General features: G+C 43.8%; 13 protein-coding genes and 2 pseudogenes. 5 read left to right on the top strand and 10 right to left on the bottom strand.

Features of this window, described 5'->3' with window-relative positions; translation table 11 throughout:
- Positions 1-378: a hypothetical protein gene (locus BCU34_RS07545; protein ID WP_019821854.1), complete on the top strand. Its 378-nt coding sequence runs from the start codon at positions 1-3 to the stop codon at positions 376-378.
- A 160-nt stretch (positions 379-538) separates the two neighbouring features.
- On the opposite strand, the gene BCU34_RS07540 is transcribed toward BCU34_RS07545, so the two are convergent.
- The 8 genes and pseudogenes from BCU34_RS07540 to BCU34_RS07505 form a co-directional block, all read right to left on the bottom strand.
- Positions 539-1,642 carry a phosphoribosylaminoimidazolesuccinocarboxamide synthase gene (locus BCU34_RS07540; protein ID WP_017055177.1) on the bottom strand — a complete coding sequence of 368 codons (1,104 nt, stop codon included), beginning with the start codon at positions 1,640-1,642 and terminating at the stop codon, positions 539-541.
- Positions 1,643-1,867: 225 nt separating this feature from the next.
- Entirely contained in the window at positions 1,868-2,275 is a 408-nt protein-coding gene (locus BCU34_RS07535) for a SulA-like leucine-rich domain-containing protein (protein ID WP_102480642.1), read from the bottom strand.
- A 352-nt stretch (positions 2,276-2,627) separates the two neighbouring features.
- On the bottom strand, positions 2,628-2,816 hold the full coding sequence (locus BCU34_RS07530; RefSeq protein WP_004733419.1) for a hypothetical protein: 189 nt from the start codon (positions 2,814-2,816) through the stop codon (positions 2,628-2,630).
- 165 nt (positions 2,817-2,981) lie between these two features.
- Positions 2,982-3,416: pseudogene (locus BCU34_RS07525) on the bottom strand (hypothetical protein); the annotation flags it as partial.
- 83 nt (positions 3,417-3,499) lie between these two features.
- Positions 3,500-4,067: pseudogene (locus BCU34_RS07520) on the bottom strand (tetratricopeptide repeat protein); the annotation flags it as partial.
- A gap of 157 nt (positions 4,068-4,224) precedes the next feature.
- On the bottom strand, positions 4,225-4,890 hold the full coding sequence (locus BCU34_RS07515) for an OmpA family protein (RefSeq protein WP_048607125.1): 666 nt from the start codon (positions 4,888-4,890) through the stop codon (positions 4,225-4,227).
- Between the two features lie 113 nt (positions 4,891-5,003).
- Positions 5,004-5,693 carry a DUF2786 domain-containing protein gene (locus BCU34_RS07510; RefSeq protein WP_102480640.1) on the bottom strand — a complete coding sequence of 230 codons (690 nt, stop codon included), beginning with the start codon at positions 5,691-5,693 and terminating at the stop codon, positions 5,004-5,006.
- 209 nt (positions 5,694-5,902) lie between these two features.
- Positions 5,903-6,586, bottom strand: coding sequence for a DUF3334 family protein (locus BCU34_RS07505; RefSeq protein WP_017059770.1), 684 nt, complete (start codon positions 6,584-6,586; stop codon positions 5,903-5,905).
- Positions 6,587-6,808: 222 nt separating this feature from the next.
- Here BCU34_RS07505 and BCU34_RS07500 point away from each other — a divergent pair, with 222 nt between their 5' ends.
- The 4 genes from BCU34_RS07500 (at position 6,809) to BCU34_RS07485 (ending at position 14,205) form a co-directional block, all read left to right on the top strand.
- Complete coding sequence (locus tag BCU34_RS07500; RefSeq protein ID WP_102480639.1) at positions 6,809-9,844, top strand: FAD-binding and (Fe-S)-binding domain-containing protein; 3,036 nt, start codon at positions 6,809-6,811, stop codon at positions 9,842-9,844.
- A 67-nt stretch (positions 9,845-9,911) separates the two neighbouring features.
- Positions 9,912-10,373 carry a methyltransferase family protein gene (locus BCU34_RS07495; RefSeq protein ID WP_048659535.1) on the top strand — a complete coding sequence of 154 codons (462 nt, stop codon included), beginning with the start codon at positions 9,912-9,914 and terminating at the stop codon, positions 10,371-10,373.
- Positions 10,374-10,525: 152 nt separating this feature from the next.
- Positions 10,526-12,160, top strand: a complete 1,635-nt coding sequence (locus tag BCU34_RS07490) for a trypsin-like serine protease (protein WP_102433129.1) — start codon at positions 10,526-10,528, stop codon at positions 12,158-12,160.
- A gap of 389 nt (positions 12,161-12,549) precedes the next feature.
- Positions 12,550-14,205 carry a S1 family peptidase gene (locus BCU34_RS07485; RefSeq protein ID WP_102480638.1) on the top strand — a complete coding sequence of 552 codons (1,656 nt, stop codon included), beginning with the start codon at positions 12,550-12,552 and terminating at the stop codon, positions 14,203-14,205.
- 93 nt (positions 14,206-14,298) lie between these two features.
- Here BCU34_RS07485 and BCU34_RS07480 read toward each other — a convergent pair whose 3' ends face one another.
- Both BCU34_RS07480 and hutH read right to left on the bottom strand, forming a co-directional pair.
- The gene (locus tag BCU34_RS07480) at positions 14,299-15,024 is read right to left on the bottom strand and encodes a DUF3581 domain-containing protein (protein ID WP_010438254.1); all 726 of its coding nucleotides are present in this window, start codon (positions 15,022-15,024) and stop codon (positions 14,299-14,301) included.
- Between the two features lie 226 nt (positions 15,025-15,250).
- Positions 15,251-16,783: a histidine ammonia-lyase gene (hutH, locus tag BCU34_RS07475; RefSeq protein ID WP_017085756.1), complete on the bottom strand. Its 1,533-nt coding sequence runs from the start codon at positions 16,781-16,783 to the stop codon at positions 15,251-15,253.

Below are 16,783 nucleotides of genomic sequence, written 5' to 3'. Positions count from 1 at the left end.
ATGGATAAACAGGAAGAGACGCGTGTAGAGTTCGATTACACAACATTTCTTGGCGCCTCATGCAGTAAAAAATGGACTTTTCTGGAAGCACTCACCACAATTGCGCCAGTATTCAGTACCGTCTGGCGAGATAGCATTAAAGAGCTAGCAAGCCCTGAAGATCGTTTATGGCAGATGGCATTGAAATCAATGTCGACGCGTAAAAGTGATGAGTCGAATATTGTGACCTTACTCAAGCTCGCGAAGCTGGAAGGAATCAATGAGCTCAAAGTAGTGATGCCATATTCTCTTGAAGAAGAGCAGATCGAGTATATTGAATCGCGCAGTCATTTAGTGATTGCGGGTAATTCTGGAGAAGAGTTCACGATTAGGCTGTAACTTCAGTTTGCCTATAACCTCTTTCAGGAATAGTAAAACGCACACGTAAAAAGGGCCTCAAATATTGAGGCCCTTTTAGTATCTAAAACTTGTGTATACGAGCTTATTAGCTTATTAGCTTTCTAGCTTTTTACTTTGAGATAAAGAAGCAATAAAGCGACTAGTCGATTAGACCATAGTCAGCGCGCAGAACATCAATGATCTCTTGCTTAGGGTTTTCGCTCAAGACAATCTCAGCACCTGTGATTTTCGCAGCGATATCAAGGTAAGTACGAGAAAGAGACATTAGCGAATCAAGAGGCAGTTCGTTGTCACGAGCTAGTGCTTCACGTTCTGGCATGCGTTCTTTGTTCAAAAGAATGTCGGCATCAGGGAAGTAGTTAAGCAAGAACTGACGGAACCCTTCTTTTGAGTTCTCAACGATGTTGCCGTTGTTGTATTCCTGAGTATCCCAAATGCGAGATGAATCTGGAGTACCAACTTCGTCCATGTAGATAAGTTTTTCTTTGCCTTGAGCATCGTTGACGTAGCCAAACTCAAATTTGGTATCAACAAAGGTTTGGTCTACTTTTGCTAGCGCTTGGCTGATTACGTTGAAGCCTTCTTTTAGCAGCTTCTCGTAATGCGCGATGTCACTTGCCTGAGTGAAGTTGAATGCTGCGAAGTTGTCTTCGATGTTGTTACGTGTGATGTTCACATCATCAGCTTCTGGAACGCCAGGAATACCTTTCAAAATCCCTTTAGTAGAAGGCGTGATAAGCAGCTCTGGTAGCTTCTTGTCTTTCTCTAGGCCTTCAGGCATCTCGATACCACAGAATTCACGTTCGCCGTTCGCGTATGCACGCCACATAGAGCCTGTGATGTATTGACGACAAATCGCTTCGATCATGACTGGGCGAGCTTTTTGTACAATCCATACGAATGGGTGAGGGATATCAAGGATATGACTGTCAGCAAGGCCGTTGTCTTTAAACAATTTGAACCAGTGGTTAGAGATAGCATTTAGAGCTGCTCCCTTACCTGGAACACCTTTCAGATTCCCTTCACCACGCCAGATACAATCAAATGCAGAGATACGGTCACTGATCACCATGATTGCTAAAGGCGCATCTGGTGCTACATCGTAACCTTTCTCTTTAATTAGTCGTTGGCTATCTTCTTCAGTTAACCAGTAGACTGAGCGAACCTTGCCACTGTGGACAGGTTTGTCAGTACGGATTGGTAGGTCATCATTTACGGCAAGAACTTGATCAGCAAGGCTCATTTAGACATTCCTATCTTTTATCAAACGTCATACAGAGAAGTGCGGTGTGCACATGATTAGACGGGCATTATACCCAATCTACTGTTTGCTTCCAGAGAAAAAGCAAACGATTGCTAAATCTATTAATCAAATAAAAACCCCCGCCTAACTATCCGCTGAATAATTGGCGAATTGTAGGGCAGGGGAAGGCAGTATGTTTGGACTGTGTTTTTGAGCGACGTTAGATTAGTGAATGCGCTCTGAATTTGCATCCATAAAGAAGACTTCACACTGAAAGCGCAATCCTAATGTTCTTAGGTACTGTTGGCTGAACTGATCAATCGATGCACTTGCAACAATCGCACTCGCATTCTTAGAGCGGATTGCTTTCTCGACGGTCTCTACTTCGGTCATTTGATGAGAGGCTTTCATATGAATAACACGGTCGCAGCAAACATTATGTTGCTTAAGCTGCTTAGCCGATGGTCTTGGTGTTTGAGCCGTAAAAAGTAGCCACTGGTGTTGATTGGACAGCAACGCCATTCTTGCAAACAATGCTTCCTCGTTTGAATTTTTGCTTTTACGAGAAACTGATGCAAATGCGCAGTGAACTAGCGGGCTAGAGTGTTGGGCTTTAACGTGTGCTTGAATCATTTTGCTGTCCTTATATACATGCTGTATGTGTATACAGTAGTTTTAGTTGCTTATAAGATCAAGCGTTTTTTGCGGGATTATTGGACGATTTCGTCTGGAATTATGGGTGGAATGTAATTAAGTTATTGAAACTATTTGATAAATTAAATTTGAATGAATTTGCTGTTTTGTCTCATAAGTTGAAAAAATGTGAGCTTTACACAGGTGTATACAGTGGTTTTGACAGAAAAGTGCTGTATATACCTGTATAGAAGAGAGAGAAGAGAGAAGAGAGAAGAGAGAAGAGAGAAGAGAGAAAACCACAAGCACAAAAAAAGCGCCTTAGGCGCTTTCTTATATTTCACGGTGTTGCTTATCTCAATGTCGCTTGGGAGAGTTTTGCTCTCATTTCCATTTCACCAATATTGAACTGGCGAACATCAATGGTTGCAATATCATTGCACTCTTTACATGCATGATGACACTTACCATCTAGGTAGTCGTGCTTTTTAACTAGGCTTGGCTTTTTGCACCAATCACAAACGCCTTCTATTGTGAACATATTCTCTCCTCACCTGTTTAAGTCAGGTGTATTTTCGGCGCAAATTATGACACAAGTAAGACCCATTAGTTAATAGTTTGTTACCCGTTTTTGAGAGGGGGATCGATTGCAACACCAATAAAATCGATATCTTTGAGATATAGGAAAATGAAGATGTGTGTTTGTTTACGGTTTTGTAACATTTTGTAAAATGGTTTTTAGCGCATTGTTCAAACGTTTCATTTCTTCGTCACATCCATGACCATCAGGGTGATAGATTTTCGACAGTTGTTTGTATCGAACTTTGATGCTTTTCTGGTCAGGTATTGAATTTGGTGTGTACCCAAATAGAGCACAAGCGACCTGCAAATTACTCAGACCTTTGCTGTTTTTCTGCTTCTTCAATTCGTGAAACATAGTGTGCAGCTGGCGTTTTTGTTGCCTAATCGTAAGGTCCTTTGAGCTAAGCTGCGCTTCAAGTGTCTGTTGCTGTTGATTTAACTCACCAGATTTCAGGCCTTGTCGCTTTCGCGAGATAACCAGAGTCGCACTGATACTCAAGATCGCAATCAGTAAGGCCAACGCAGCACCAATCATATATTCAGAGCTGGTTAGGTTAGAACTGGAGAGGTTAGAGCGTGTCGCTTGGCTAGATTGCACTTGCTGAGATAGCCCCTGACTGCTGTCGATTTCAGAGTCGATGCTGTCATCGAGCTGTTCTATTGAAGAGATCTGCTTTGCGCGTTGCTGGTTGAATCGCGCTTGTAGAACACGGGTGTAGCCATCTTCTGCATTAGGGTTGTCTTTTAAGGCCGCTTCATACCATAGCTGCGCGGCATCTAATGGTTGGAGTAGTTCTTTCTCAAGTGAGGACTCATAGATCTTTGCTACTTCCACTGGAGCTCTCTTGTTACCGTGCAATGCCGCTTTGATGAACCACTCTAAGGCAATTTTGTTATCTTGCTCGACACTTTTTCCTGCCAAGTACCACTCGCCGAGTTTAAATTGTGCATCTGCATTGCCATTATCTGCAGATTGAGAGTACCAATAGAATGCGTCGTCGATGTTCTCAGGCACATCCGTTCCCAATTCATACGCTTGCGCTAATTGGTATTGAGAAATGGGATCTTGAGGTTGTGACTGTAGTGAAAACTCATTACTACTTGCTGCGTGCACGAAATGTGGGGTGGGCAACAGTATCGAGGAAAAAACGAGGGCTAGAAATAGAGTTCTAAGAAGTGACGATGACAAAAAGTTGGATTGGATAAGCAAAAGATAAGTCTCGTAAAAAAGCCCAGAGTCGATATGTCAGTATGAATACGCTTTATGGTTGTTGGTTATTAGTATTACGCTAATTGAGTAACATAACTGATAAACAACTATATAGAGGTTAATTCAATAGATAAAGACGGACTGGGCTTTAATCGTGCTACTTAAGCGGCAAGATTTGAATTTCTACACGACGGTTACAAGCACGACCTTGAGAGGTATTGTTGTCACATAGAGGGTAACGCTCACCGTTACCACGAGCAATGGCACGGCCTGCTGCTACATCTTGAGAGATCAAGAATGCACGAACAGATTCAGCACGACGCTCAGAAAGGATTTGGTTAGTCGACTCACTGCCAGTGCTGTCCGTGTGACCTTCGATCACTAGGCTTGTGTCTGGGTATTCAACTAGGATGCGCGCAACGCCGCGAAGTGTGTTGTGAATGCTTGATTCTAAAGCGTAAGAACCAGAATCAAAACCAATGCCGTTTTCCAGACGAAGTAGAAGTTGATTCTCACCAACACGTTCTACTTGAACGCCAGAGTTCATTAGTTCTTCACGAAGGGCTGCTTCTTGTCGGTCAAAATAGTAACCAATACCACCACCAACAGCCGCACCACCTGCCGCACCAATAAGTGCACGTTTACCACGGTCTTTAGAGTCACCGGTAGCTGCACCAGCAACGGCACCAGCAAGTGCACCAATTAGAGCGCCTTGAGTTGCAGAGTTAGTCTCAGATTCGCCAGTTGTCGCGTTTTGGCGTTGAGTTGCCTGACAACCCGTTAAAGCGATAGTAAGCGCTAGGGCTAGTGTGATTTTTTTCAACGTATTTTCTCCATCATGTACTTCTATCAAACGAATGAATCCGAGTGACAAACATAGTCCTGTAAATCTTATTGATGGTTTTTATCAATACGCCGAAGTAATGTAAAGTGGCTCTATGATTTAGTTATCTTGTTAGCTGCCTGGGTACCGCCAACTGGTCGATTAACAGACAATTTACGACCTTTCTTCAAACCAACTTCATAATCGGCGGTGAGGTTTTTCATCGCTTCTCTCAGTTGCTGTTTGAACGTTTCACGGTCGATATTTTTGAATTCTTTATCAATGTAGTTATTGATCTTGTTGTTTGATTCGTCGTCTGGAGTAATGGTTGGCAGCTTTTCAAGTGCACCTTCAACCCAGCCTGAAACAAAAGAGTTCACGCGGCGTGTTACTTCTAATGATCCTGTGCCAGAGCCAGCAAAGCTATTTCTGAATTGGCCGGTGTGTTCATTCAGCTCGCGATAAATGATATCGAAAGCGAAGGCTGCGAAGATCGCGCGGTCGGCTTCACCAATGAATTCAACGCGCTTGAGGCCTTTGTGATTCAGTAACACGGCTTCTACGCCAAACTTGGTGTTGATACCGCGAATAACGCGCAGCAGTGTAGAACTGATATTTGCAGGTAACAGGTGACTGGACTGAGTTTTCCCCATCTTGATAAATTCAATATCGTCTTTTTCGAGACCATATTTCAGCATCAAGTTATGCGCCATTTTTATCGCATTGGCAGCTTCATTGACGTTCGCAGAATTTCCAAGCTCAAGACACTTGGCAATTTTCTTTAGGGCTTTTTTCTTATCCATCGACAATTTAATCAGTACCGCAAATTTTTAAAAGTCCAACATTTTACATGTTTTCGCGGGTAACAGAAAGGCAAAACTGGTTTGATGAACAAGTGAGGTGGTGAACATTGGACTGCACGAGCCGGCTTGGTGACACAAACAAAAACGCCATCAAGAGTATTGATGGCGTTGGTGACTCGATTTTTTAGAATGACTAGAGCTTTCGCAAACTAGATACCCAGTTCATCGAGTAGATCTGCTGCAGAGTCATTGCCAGAGCTTTGAGCTGGCTTGTTCGCTTCTTGCATTTTTTTCTGAGTCGCCTCAAGAATGCTATCTGGACATTCGTCTTCTGCGATTTCAAATTCTTCCAATTGAATGAATTCGGTCTTATCCATCGCAAGCTCAAGGTAGAAGATGTTGTTATTGGCGGTAGAGAAGGTCACACGACGAGCTTGTGGACGATCGAGATTGGTATCAACAGAAAGGTTTACTTGCTTGTTCAGAGCCAGCATTTTTGGTTGGTTTTGGGTGATGTTAGTTTGCAGCTCTTTGCGGATTTTATTGGTGAAGTCACCCACCAATTGGTTCATCAACTCACCCAATACATCACCCACTTCGTCTGAAGTATGCAGCACAGCGAGCTCGTTTTCAGGCATGCCCATATTGCGCATGTAATTGGTGTAGATCTCTAGCGCTGCTTTGGACGTAAAATTGATAACAACAAGACCAGAAAAGCCACCGTCAAACAGAACGAAGCAACCAAAGTCTGGCTTTAGGCTTGTTTTGTTGATCTTTTGCACCATGGCTGAATAGGACACCTGAGAAGCCGTCGCTGAAGTAAGTACGCTTGAGACTGATTGGCATAGTTTAAGAAGGATATCTTCAGTTGTGACTGTTTTGTTTTTTTTCATTGTGATGTGCTCGTGGAGATGTCTTAAACAAAATGTTATTCAGTATACTGTTACTGAATTAAGACGAAAGTGACTATTTCTCCATTCTTGCACTGAGATTCTGATTTGATCACCTTTTTATATGATCTTAATAGTAGTAAAGTGACGAAATTCAAAGAAAATTATTAAAAATCTCAGATAACCCAATGCTGATAGGATCAGCGAAGTAGGGGCAGGAAGCAAATGTTACCAAGACTTCAACTCAATGCTGATGTCGATCCAGTTGTCGTACGCTTTTTAGATGAACTAAAAACAGCGGGCTTTACTGGCGACATTGAATCTCAATATTCTAGCCGTTTGGCTGTGGCGACTGATAACAGTGTTTATCAGCAATTGCCGCAGGCGGTCATCCTTCCTAAAACAACGCAAGATGTTGTGCTTATCGGTAAAGTGGTTTCTAAATCTGCTTACGAACGTGTGACCTTTTCCCCTCGTGGTGGCGGTACCGGAACCAACGGACAATCTTTAACAAAAGGTGTCGTGATTGACCTGTCGCGATACATGAATAAGGTTCTTGAGATTAACGAGAAAGAAGGCTGGGTAAGAGTTCAGTCTGGTGTCGTTAAAGATCAATTGAACGACGCTGTTCGCCCGTATGGTTACTTTTTCTCTCCAGACCTTTCCACAAGTAACCGAGCAACCTTGGGTGGCATGATCAATACCGATGCTTCGGGCCAAGGGTCATTGAAGTACGGAAAAACGTCTGACCATGTATTATCGCTACAAGCGGTATTCGCAGACGGTTCATGTTTAGAGTCTGATTTATCACACGGCTTACCCGTTGAAGGTGAATTCGCTCACCATGCCCTTGAGGTGACTGAGGCTGTTTGTCGAGACAAGCGCGCTCAAATTCTGGATAAATTCCCTCCGCTGAATCGCTTCTTAACTGGTTACGATCTAAAGAATGCAATCAACGAGCAAGACGATAGCTTTGACCTGACTCGCGTTCTATGTGGCGCTGAAGGTTCGTTAGCATTCATCACGGAAGCTAAGCTAAACCTAACGCCGATTCCAAAAGCACGCACACTGGTTAACGTGAAATACAACACGTTTGATTCTGCATTGCGTAACGCACCGTTTATGGTGGAAGCGAAAGCACTGTCTGTTGAAACGGTTGATTCAAGAGTATTGAACTTAGCGAAGCAAGACATCGTCTGGCACACCGTGAGCGACCTGCTGACCGATGTCCCTAACAAAGAGATGCTTGGCATCAACATGGTTGAGTTTGCAGGCCAAGATGAAGCGGAAGTTGAACAACAAGTTCAAGCGCTGACGGCACAACTTGAAACCATGGTAGAAACCGAAGACGCGGGTGTGATCGGTTTCCAAGTTTGTAGCGATTTGGCGAGTATTGGCCGAATCTACAACATGCGTAAGAAAGCGGTGGGTTTATTAGGTGCGGCGAAAGGCCGAGCTAAGCCAGTCGCTTTTGCTGAAGATACTTGTGTACCACCAGAAAACCTCGCGGACTTTATCTCTGAATTTAGAGTGTTACTCGATTCAAAAGAGTTGAATTACGGCATGTTTGGTCACGTGGATGCGGGCGTATTACACGTTCGTCCAGCATTAGATCTGTGTGACCCGATGCAAGAAGCCTTGATGCATGAAGTCTCTGACGAAGTGGTTAAGCTAGTGGCGAAATACGGCGGCTTAATGTGGGGGGAGCACGGTAAAGGCTTCCGTTCTGAGTATGGTCCTGACTTCTTCGGCGAAGAGCTGTTTACCGAATTAAGACGTGTTAAAGCGGCATTCGACCCGCATAACAAGATGAACCCTGGCAAGATCTGTACGCCGTTAGAAAGTGACGCTGAATTGGTGAAAGTCACCGATACTAAGCGTGGTTTCTACGATCGTCAGATCGACGTACAAGTTCGTGACAGCTTCAAGCAAGCGATGGAATGTAACGGTAACGGCTTGTGCTTCAACTACGATACTAGCTCGCCAATGTGCCCTTCGATGAAAGTCACGGCTGACCGTCGTCATTCGCCAAAAGGCCGCGCAGGCTTGGTGAGAGAATGGTTACGCCAGTTAACAGAGCAAGGCGTCGATATTCTCGATTTAGAGCAAGAAGCGCTGAAGGACAATACTCCGGTTAAAACCATGGTGGAACGTGTTCGTAATACAATGAACAAACGCCACGAATACGATTTCTCGCATGAAGTTCACGAAGCGATGAACGGTTGTCTTGCGTGTAAAGCGTGTGCGAGCCAGTGTCCGATTAAAGTTGATGTTCCGAGCTTCCGTTCTCGATTCTTAAACATTTATTACTCACGCTACCAACGCCCTGCAAAAGACTATTTAGTCGCCAACATTGAAACCATGCTGCCACTGATGGCGAAAGCGCCAAAAGTGGTGAACGCTGCGTTGGGCCAAAAGTGGGTTCAATCCGCAACAGCGAAAACAGTCGGTTATGTTGATGCACCGCTTATGTCGGTCCCTACGCTTAAGAATCGTCTGGCGAGCAAAGAGCTGCAACTATTCGATATCCAATATCTAGAAGGGCTCTCTTCTGAAGAGAAGAAACAACATGTGTTGATCGTCCAAGACCCGTTTACTAGCTTCTATGATGCAGAGGTGATTGAAGACTTCGTCACTTTGGCTCAAAAGCTTGGCAAAACACCGGTACTACTGCCGTTCAAACCTAATGGGAAAGCGCTGCACATAAAAGGCTTCTTAAGTCGTTTCGCTCGTGAGGCGAAATCGACGTCTGATTTCTTATCGATGGTGGCTGATATTGGTATTCCTTTAGTCGGTGTTGATCCTGCTCTTGTGCTTTGTTACCGCGATGAATACGTCGAGATTTTAGGTGACAAGCGTGGCGACTTTGATGTGCTCACCGTACATGAATGGTTAATGCCGTCGCTCGGTGATTTTGAAGCGCGTTCTGCAAGCGAAGAAATGTGGTACTTGTTTGCTCACTGTACGGAGAAGACCAAAATGCCAAACGCTGAAAAAGAGTGGGGCGCTATCTTCAAACACTTTGGCGCTGCTTTAACCAGCGTTCCTGTCGGCTGTTGTGGTATGGCAGGTACTTTCGGTCACGAAGTCGATAAGCTACAAATGTCGAAAGACATATACGGTCTAAGTTGGAAGCCAAGGATGCAAGACTTACCGAAAGAGCGTTGCTTAGTGACGGGTTATTCCTGTCGAAGCCAAGTGAAGCGTTTTGAGGGTGAGAAGCTTGCCCACCCACTACAAGCGCTCGCAAAAATTATTTAATACATTTAGCCCAGCAATTGCTGGGCTTTTTTCTAAACTAACAATGGAATTGTTAATAAGGAAAGCTATGAGATTTCTTGAGTTAAAAGTACCACCCGTTGCACTTTTCATTATTGTATTTATAGCCTCATACTTCTGTGCGCAGCAATTGATCCTAGGAGCAATTGCACTGCCTTATGGAATGGTTGTACTCGGTATCGGGATTGTATTGAGTGGTGTGATTGGAATATCAGGCATATTGGAATTTCGAAAACAGAACACCACCGTTAATCCGATCAAAGTCGAAACCGCCTCGGCAGTTGTGGACAGCGGTATTTTCGGTTACACCCGTAACCCAATGTACTTAGGGCTATTCATCCTACTGTTTTGCTTTGGCTACTTCTTCCAAAACCTGTTCAGCGTTTTACTCAGTTTTGTATTTGTAATGTACATGACTCAGTTCCAAATCAAACCCGAAGAGCGAGCACTAGAAAAATTGTTCGGTGCTGAATATGTTGATTACAAACAAAAGGTTAGGCGTTGGATCTGATGTGGATTCAAAGACAATTAAGCAATTAGATAAGAACTATTATCATTTAGTTGATCTTCATCACAAAAAAATATAGCCAATGTTTCATATTGTGTTTTTATAAAATAGCCTGCACATCATTATTAAAAGATATAAAAGGCTAGGTAATAAAAATGGTTCAGGCTAAATGGTTGTCGCTAGGTATCTATGCAGTGAGTCTGTCTTCAACGTCGGTGTTGGCAGATGTTTCAGCTCGAATTATCAACGGTAAAGAAGCAACACAAGGCAATTGGCCATTTATGGCTGCGCTAGTCTCAAGGAACGTGAACGCTTATGACGGTCAGTTTTGTGGTGCGAGCTTCATTGGTGAGCGATATGTATTAACTGCCGCTCACTGTGTGGAAGGTAATGGTCGTGAAGATCTAGATGTGGTGATTGGCGTATCAAACCTTTCTGCCTCTCAAGCCGCACAACATAGATACGCTGTTGATAATATTTATGTACATGAATATTACAACTCTGCAGCGACAGGCAATGATATCGCCATTATTGAGCTCGCAGAAAAGCCAGCTGAGTCTGTGGTTAATCTCGTTGATGGTTATGTTCGAGGTAACCTAAATGATGGTCAGATGCTAACGGTGATGGGCTGGGGAGATCAGGACGCATCAGATGGTTATGCATCTAAGAGTGAACTATATCAAGTCAACATTCCTTTAGTTAATCAGTATGAATGTAATAGCGTTCCTCACAGTGGCTATGCGTCAATTGGCAGTGATGCATTCTGTGCGGGATACAGTGATGGTGGTTATGACTCCTGCCAGGGTGACAGTGGTGGACCAATCGTTGTGTCGACAAATGGAACATATGAGCAACTGGGCATTGTAAGCTGGGGTAAAGGCTGTGCACAGTCCAACGCCTACGGAGTCTATACCAATATTAGCTACTTTGATGATTGGATTGATGAGCAGCAATCAGGGCTTAGTTACCGTCAAATTGAAATGCTTGGTGCAAAATTATTGGCGCCTATTTCACATACCTTTGAATTCACAAATAAATCTGATCAAAACATTGCAGTAAACCGTGTTTATCCAATTTCAGGTAATGATACTGTTATAACAGACAACGGATGTAGCATTTTAACTGCAGGGCAAAGCTGTGAAGTTGTGGTTAGTTTCGACCTAAACTCAATTGGTGAACATGAATTTGGTATTAATGTTGACACTGATTTATTGGTAGGTACGGTTACTTCAACTGCTTCTGTAATCGGAGCGAGATCTGTAACGGATACGGTGAGTTCATATGTAAGCATACCAAACAGTGGCGTCTACAACACACAAGCTTGGATTACAGAAGGTGATTCGCTGTCCTCACCGTCCATTAGCCACGGTACATCTACAGCGCTTATTGTTGAGGGGATTCCTTCTGGTACAGTTTCGTTTGACCTAACTGCATCGTCTGAAGCTGATTATGATTTTGTTGAGGTTTATATTAATGGTCAAAAACTTGATAGTGTCTCTGGTGAGTTTTCTGGTTCGGTCAACCTACCGATGGTGAGAGATTCCAATAATAGCTTCATGATTACCTATGTGAAAGATTGGTTTGGTTCCACCGGAAATGACAAAGCTACGGTCAAGAACTTCTCTTATACAGATGAGATAAAGATATCTAAGTCTGAAGGAACGCAAAACGCAAAAAGCTCAGGGGGCGGTAGCGGCGGCTCGCTGTCTTGGCATTGGTTATTTGTGCTTTTAGGCGGTGCGACTGTACGTAAGTCATTTTCACCACTGAAGATGAAAGGTGATCAGTAAGCTATACCACTGACGCTAACTTAAGACTGATAGCCAACCTATCACCTTTAGTTAAACGCAAAAAGCCCAGCTGGATGAAATCAGCTGGGCTTTATTGATCTGAATTCACGGTTATAGCTAACTCCGATTTCCGTTTCTAACTTGGTTTCAATCAGTGCCAAATCAAACCAGAAGAGCGAGTACTAGGCAATTATTCAGTGCTGAATATGTTGATTACAAACAGAAGGTTAGGCGCTAGGTTTGATTTGTTAATGCAGTTAATAAGCTAGCTATTCACTAATGTTTGAAACCTATTCAAGGTAAGCCATATTTTGGTGTGCTTACCATTTATATTTATTTTTTATCAAATAACCTGTCAGTTATTATTAAAACAAATGAAAGGTTAGGTAATGAAAGTTATCCAAACAAAATGGCTGCCATTAAGTATTTATGCGGTTGGCCTCTCTTCAATGCCGGTGTTGGCAGATATCTCCCCTCAAATTATCAATGGTAACGAAGCGGCAAAAGGTAGTTGGCCATTCATGGTCGCGCTTGTTTCAAAAAACATGGATGCCTACGAAGGGCAGTTCTGCGGCGCAAGTTTCATTGGTGAGCGATATGTGCTTACCGCAGCGCACTGTATCGAAGCAAGTAGCAACCAAGATTTTGAGGTTGTCATTGGTGTCTCTGATCTTTCTTCGCCCGACGTAGAGCAGCACCGCTATTCTGTTGAGCAAATTTATGCCCATGAAAGTTATACTCAAGAGCCTGCGAGTAATGACATCGCTATTATTGAGCTTAATGATAAGCCCACGGAGTCTGCGGTTAACCTGGTCGATGGTTATGCTCGTGATAACTTGAATACAGGTCAGATGTTAACTGTCATAGGTTGGGGTAACCAGAATTCATCAGAAGAGCAATACTCATCCACGAGTCAGTTACATCAAGTGAATGTTCCGTTAGTTAGTCAGCGAGAATGTAACCTTGGTCAAGGAGACGGATATTCAGATATTGGCTCTGATGCTTTTTGTGCCGGTTACAAAGAAGGCGGACGCGATTCATGTAGCGGGGATAGCGGCGGTCCAATCATGTTGTCCACCAATGGTCACTACGAACAGCTAGGTCTTGTGAGTTGGGGAGAAGGTTGTGCACAGCCAAGGGCATACGGTGTCTACACCAACATAAGCCACTTTGCTGACTGGATAGGTAAGAAGACGGCAGGTTTTAGTTACCAAACTAAAGCGATGCTTGGTGCTCGATCTTTGGGCCCAATTGAACACAAGTTTGAATTTACGAACAAATCTGATCAAGAGATTAAAGTAACCAACGTATCTTTAGCTGTCGCCACAGACGATCCCATAACCTACAATGGTACTGCGATCATAAAGAGCAATAGTTGTACGACGCTATCGCCGAATGAAGGCTGTGATGTGGTTGTAAGCTACAACATAGATTCAGTGGGTAATCATGATTTTGGTATCAAGCTGTCAACCGACTCATTAGCCGGTGTGGTGACATCAAAGGCATATGCTATTGGCGCGAATGTGGTTTCTGATGCAGTGAATTCACTCGTCACGATACCTAAGAATGCAGTTTACAGCACAGAAGCTTGGGATGTTGAAGGGTATACGATAGCTTCACCGGATATTGGTAATAGCCAGTCCACCGCATTCATTGTTGACGGTATCCCAGCTGGTACCGTGTCTTTGGATCTCACCGTCTTTTCTGAAGAAGATCGTGACTATATGGAGATCTACATTAACGGCTTTGAAGTCGGCGCGTTTGCGGGGCAATTATCTGGGACTGTTGAACTGCCAATGGCGAGAGCTAAAGACAATAGCTTCATGATTGCGTACAGCAAAGATGAGGTGGGGACCGCAGGGCATGACAGAGTGACCATTAAGAACTTTGCTTATAGTAATGAGATTAAAGAGTTAAGCTTGGTTGAAGACCCAATCATTAAAAAGACAGGTGGTTCAATGGGTTGGTATTGGCTGGCGATGCTGTTAGGTGGCACGATGATACGTAAGTCACTTTCGTCATTGAAGAGGAAAGGTACTCAGTAAATACCGGTGACTTATATTAATATCTATTGTTTAGAATGAAAAAAGCCCAGCTTGATACCTCAAGTTGGGCTTTTTAATTCTGTGTTGGCTTACTTAAGCGGCAGCTGCGAACTGAGCTAGAAACATCTCTTTACGTTCGTTGAAGCGGTTTACTAGGTCATCGACAGAAGCTTGGTCGTATGGCTTAAGGCCACTTGCTACCATGCGTTTCACGCCTTTACCTACCACTTCGCCGTCCTCTTTGAAATCGAAGTTCAGTGTCACGATGCCACGCTTGCCTTCAACATCAAAAGTCGCACCAGAGAATTCAACTTCTGGGTGGGATAGGTCTAGGCGAGTAAATTCAACTTCCATGCTCTCGTAAATAACAAGAGGACGTTGGCAGTTGATCATCATCTGTTGCTCTTCCATAAGAGGAACCATGATGTGTGGGAAGTTCATACCAGAGAACTTAACGTAGTTTGTTACTACGTGTTCGATGAATGCTTGATCGTGGCTTTTCTCACCTTCACAAGACATGTGTAGGTATTCTTTGCCTTTCTCGTCAACCAGTGAGCTTTCTTTTTCACACTTGTTGTCAACGCTAAGCGCAATACCGTTACCAACCATACCTGAAAAATCAAAACGCATTTTTTGGCTGATGCCTTCTTTCTGCAGAAGAACTGCAAACAAAAGATCGCCAGGCACGCAGAAGCGCTTGTTGTCTTCATCGTGAATTGGGTTGAAGTCAGCGGCTACTTTTTTAGCAAAGTGGCTAGCCTGTTCACGAGTGAATTGAAATTGATTGTCTTCAGTAGAAAAGTAAGGTGTCAGAAACATAGTATCGCTATTAGTCATCAAATCTGGGGTGGATTATAGCTAACTAACTTCGTTCTAATGGTCTATCCAGTTAACTTTGCTTATATATCAGTCAATTAGATAAATACGTTGGATGGTATGTGACGATTTGAAGGGAGATATGGCCTTTGGCTCAATGCAACAAGGGCTAATTAATAGCCCTTGTTTATATGACACTCTAATGGGTGTTGTTCAGAATGTTTTTGCTTTAAAAGCTACACAAAGTGCCTTCTGGCATTAGGTGATTATGAACGGATAATTTGAGCAATAAGTTCGCTTGTTCAATATCCGGAGCAAAATATCTGTCTTTGTCGTAAAAGCTGACTTTTTCACGCAGAATCTGTTTCGCTTCTTCCACACGAGGAGAAGATAGATTCGGAGCGCGGAAGTCTAGCCCTTGTGCTGCTGCTAAATATTCTACTGCCAATATCCCACGGGTGTTTTCAGCCATGTATCTAAGCCTGCGAGCGGCAAAGGTGGCCATTGATACGTGGTCTTCTTGGTTTGCAGAAGTAGGCAGGCTGTCTATTGACGCCGGATGAGCCAAGGTTTTGTTCTCACTAGCGAGTGCTGCAGACGTTACTTGAGCAATCATAAAGCCCGAGTTCACGCCGCCGTTATCGACCAAGAAAGGTGGAAGTTTGCTTAGCGCACTATCAATCAACAACGCCATTCTACGCTCTGACAAGCTACCGATTTCAGCTATCGCTAGTGCAAGGTTATCGGCTGCCATTGCGACAGGTTCTGCGTGGAAGTTACCGCCCGAAATGATGTCGCCATCGTCAGCGAAAACAAGTGGGTTGTCGGATACGGCATTTGCTTCAATGTTTAAGGTTTCTGCTGAATTACGAATCTGCTGTAAACATGCCCCCATCACTTGAGGCTGACAACGCAGTGAGTAAGGGTCTTGAACCTTTTCACAACAAGTGTGTGATTCACCAATCTCACTCTTTTGATCAAGCATATGACGGTAAGCAAGTGCTGCATCCATCTGGCCACGATGACCACGAACGCGGTGTATACGAGGGTCAAACGGACGACGACTACCCAGCGCTGCTTCTACGGACATCGCACCACATACGGTTGCAGACGCGAATAAGTCTTCAGCTGCAAACAGACCTTCTAATGCAAATGCTGTCGATGCTTGTGTGCCGTTTAACAGAGCTAAGCCTTCTTTCGGAGCAAGTGTGATTGGCTCCAAGCCAGCGATCTGCATTGCTTCTAAGCCAGTGATGATTTTTCCGTTGTGGCGCGCTTGGCCTTCACCTAGAAGTACCGTACTCATGTGGGCGAGGGGAGCAAGATCTCCTGAAGCACCCACAGATCCTTTTTGTGGAACACACGGATAAACCTGTGCGTTCACAAGATCGATAAGAGCATTGATGACCTTGAGTCGGATACCCGAGTAGCCACGAGACAAACTGTTAATCTTTAGCACCATCATCAAGCGCACGGTTTCATCAGACATGAATTTACCAATGCCGGCCGCGTGAGAAAGCACGATACTTTTCTGTAATACTTCTAAATCTTCAGGGGCAATTTTGGTATTCGCTAATAAGCCAAAACCCGTGTTGATGCCATACACTGTGCGATCTTCAGCAATCACTTGTTCTACAACGTGCATGCTCGCTTCAATATCAGGAATGGCTGCAGGATCGAGTGATAAGTTCACAGGGCTACGGCTAATCTTACGCAATTCAGGTAGGCCTAGAAGTCCTGGTTTAAGTAATAAATTCAACAT

Origin of the sequence: Vibrio sp. 10N.286.45.E10 (genome assembly GCF_002874195.2) — a bacterium.
GTDB lineage: Bacteria > Pseudomonadota > Gammaproteobacteria > Enterobacterales > Vibrionaceae > Vibrio > Vibrio crassostreae.
The sequence above is the reverse complement of the archived record's forward strand: the minus strand, read 5'-3'. Positions and strand labels throughout refer to the sequence as shown.

Excerpts from the sequence above, each read along its gene's own strand:
- BCU34_RS07480 (WP_010438254.1), bottom strand. The coding sequence starts at position 15,024 with ATGTTTCTGACACCTTACTTTTCTACTGAAGACAATCAATTTCAATTC.
- BCU34_RS07485 (WP_102480638.1), top strand. The coding sequence starts at position 12,550 with ATGAAAGTTATCCAAACAAAATGGCTGCCATTAAGTATTTATGCGGTT.
- BCU34_RS07530 (WP_004733419.1), bottom strand. The coding sequence starts at position 2,816 with ATGTTCACAATAGAAGGCGTTTGTGATTGGTGCAAAAAGCCAAGCCTA.
- hutH (WP_017085756.1), bottom strand. The coding sequence starts at position 16,783 with ATGTTGAATTTATTACTTAAACCAGGACTTCTAGGCCTACCTGAATTG.
- BCU34_RS07505 (WP_017059770.1), bottom strand. The coding sequence starts at position 6,586 with ATGAAAAAAAACAAAACAGTCACAACTGAAGATATCCTTCTTAAACTA.
- BCU34_RS07500 (WP_102480639.1), top strand. The coding sequence starts at position 6,809 with ATGTTACCAAGACTTCAACTCAATGCTGATGTCGATCCAGTTGTCGTA.
- BCU34_RS07545 (WP_019821854.1), top strand. The coding sequence starts at position 1 with ATGGATAAACAGGAAGAGACGCGTGTAGAGTTCGATTACACAACATTT.
- BCU34_RS07510 (WP_102480640.1), bottom strand. The coding sequence starts at position 5,693 with ATGGATAAGAAAAAAGCCCTAAAGAAAATTGCCAAGTGTCTTGAGCTT.
- BCU34_RS07535 (WP_102480642.1), bottom strand. The coding sequence starts at position 2,275 with ATGATTCAAGCACACGTTAAAGCCCAACACTCTAGCCCGCTAGTTCAC.
- BCU34_RS07540 (WP_017055177.1), bottom strand. The coding sequence starts at position 1,642 with ATGAGCCTTGCTGATCAAGTTCTTGCCGTAAATGATGACCTACCAATC.
- BCU34_RS07490 (WP_102433129.1), top strand. The coding sequence starts at position 10,526 with ATGGTTCAGGCTAAATGGTTGTCGCTAGGTATCTATGCAGTGAGTCTG.
- BCU34_RS07495 (WP_048659535.1), top strand. The coding sequence starts at position 9,912 with ATGAGATTTCTTGAGTTAAAAGTACCACCCGTTGCACTTTTCATTATT.